Raw genomic sequence first — 2,006 nt, 5'->3', positions numbered from 1 at the left:
TTTAAGAGCTAGAGCAGACAAAGCGGCTTTAGCAAGTAATGATGGTGGTATTTTAAAAATAAGTAATCTTAGAGCTGAATTTACAACTTTTAACACCGGTGGTAGTTTAATCTCAACGCCAAAATCAGATGATCCTGATACTGCGAATTATCCAAACAAACTAGGATTTGATCATATGCAATCATATTTTATTGGTGTTGAAGGAAATCCGTCTGCCAATATGAAAGCAAATGTAAATTTCAATGTTTTAGGCAGAGTGGCTGAAAACCCAATTAATGAGATTTTTTACGAAAATAGAGGTAGAGCACAGTCTTTTAATACACCTACTGGACCAACTGTAGTAAGCGACTTTAATAGAGTTCAAGTTTATAATGCTTCTTATAAATGGAATGCTAAGGATTTTGATTTGAAAGGTTTTTATAGAACAGGTCATTATCATTGGGGTTATGAAGGAGACTTTTTTGCACTATATTCTGAAGCTAATTATGGACCAAATCTTGATATCTATAATGGAGAAACCCTTGGTTTTGAAATTGATGGGAAAAGAAGTCTTAAAGGATTTAAAGCAGCATTTGGGCCTCAATTATGGTGGGGAGCAAATCCAGCTTATTTAGTAAAATATGGAACAAAATTAGGTAAAGTTGATGCTACAGTTGTTTATCATGAAGATATTAATCAAGTAGAAATTTCTGAAACGGTTTCATCAATTGCATTTCCAGTTCCAAAAACAAGAAGAGCAACAGTTCATTTCAAAACAAAGTTAGGTGCTTTTGGTTTTGATGCAGGAGGTATTTGGGGAGGACAACCACTAAATGGAAGAGAGTTTCAAATGATGGATGGTGATTTAGTTAAAGTGGATAAAATAAATAACAAAGATAACTGGGGAGGAAAAGCAAAGATTACGTTTTCTAAAGGAAAATTCAATGCATATACCCAAGGAGCCATTCAGGGTCTTGTTGCTTCAGGTGGAGCAGATAATGTTCAAACGTTTACTGGTTGGAGATTAAAAGATTCAGGAAGTGGTAACCAAATGAATTTCTTGGCAGGTTTTACCTATAACATAAATTCTAAATTACAAGTAGCACCAAATATGTTGTGGCAAAAACCAATTGTAGAAGCAATGCCAAACGGTGTAGATGCTCCTGGACGTCTAAGAAATGTATTGGATGATCCGTTTTTTGTACGAGCAAATAGAGAAACTTTAGGAGGAGAATTATTAATCACTTATGACCCAACTCCTGCAACGTGGATGTATGAATGGAACAATGATATGGTTGAAGATGCAAAATTTGCGTTCAATACAGGATTTGTTTTCCGTAAATTACCTACAACAATGGATGCAGCTATAGGATTTTTATCAAATAGAACACCTTTTGCTTTCGCTAAATCTGCGCCTGCACAAAACTTATGGGAGTCTAATACGAGAATCGTATCAAAAATCAGTCCAGATTTAGGCATGATAGCAAATATCTATTTTGGAAATGGTCAAGCTAATGGTGATTCAGAAAGAACCATTAACAGAATGGGTGGTGATATTAGATTGATTTACAAACAAGTAAAAGTAGTTTCTTCTCTTAAATTTAATGATTGGGGACCTTTTGATTATCACCGTGATTTTAATTTAACATACCCACTTCAATCTCAAATAGATATTTCAACATCTTTAGGAAAGCCAAGCTGGTTTATATTACCTGATACAAGAATTGGTTTAATGGGTATTTGGCGAACATTAAATCAATATTCTCCAAGATATTCTCCAACTTTTGTTCCAGCTAACACCTATCCTGCTGTGCCGGCATTAAGTCCAGTAGGTTTTGGAAATGGATCTGAATGGGAAATTAGAACGTATATTCATATTAATATTGGTAAATAATTTTAAAAATAATAAAAATGAAAAATAGAAAAATTAATTATTTAAGAAATTCGTTCTTGTTGGCAATAATTACCCTTGTCAATTTGAATTGTGAAAGAGATTTATCAGATGAAGCTCAAGATGCAACTTTTCC

General features: G+C 33.7%; 1 protein-coding gene. It reads left to right on the top strand.

Annotation, left to right across the window (positions count from 1 at the left end):
* Positions 1-1,873, top strand: a 1,873-nt coding sequence (locus tag ABWO04_RS11430) for a hypothetical protein (protein WP_353079815.1), incomplete at its 5' end; no start/stop codon positions are given.
* Positions 1,874-2,006 lie beyond the last annotated feature (133 nt).

This window comes from Flavobacterium sp. (assembly GCF_040382755.1).
Classification (GTDB): domain Bacteria; phylum Bacteroidota; class Bacteroidia; order Flavobacteriales; family Flavobacteriaceae; genus Flavobacterium.
The sequence above is the reverse complement of the archived record's forward strand: the minus strand, read 5'-3'. Positions and strand labels throughout refer to the sequence as shown.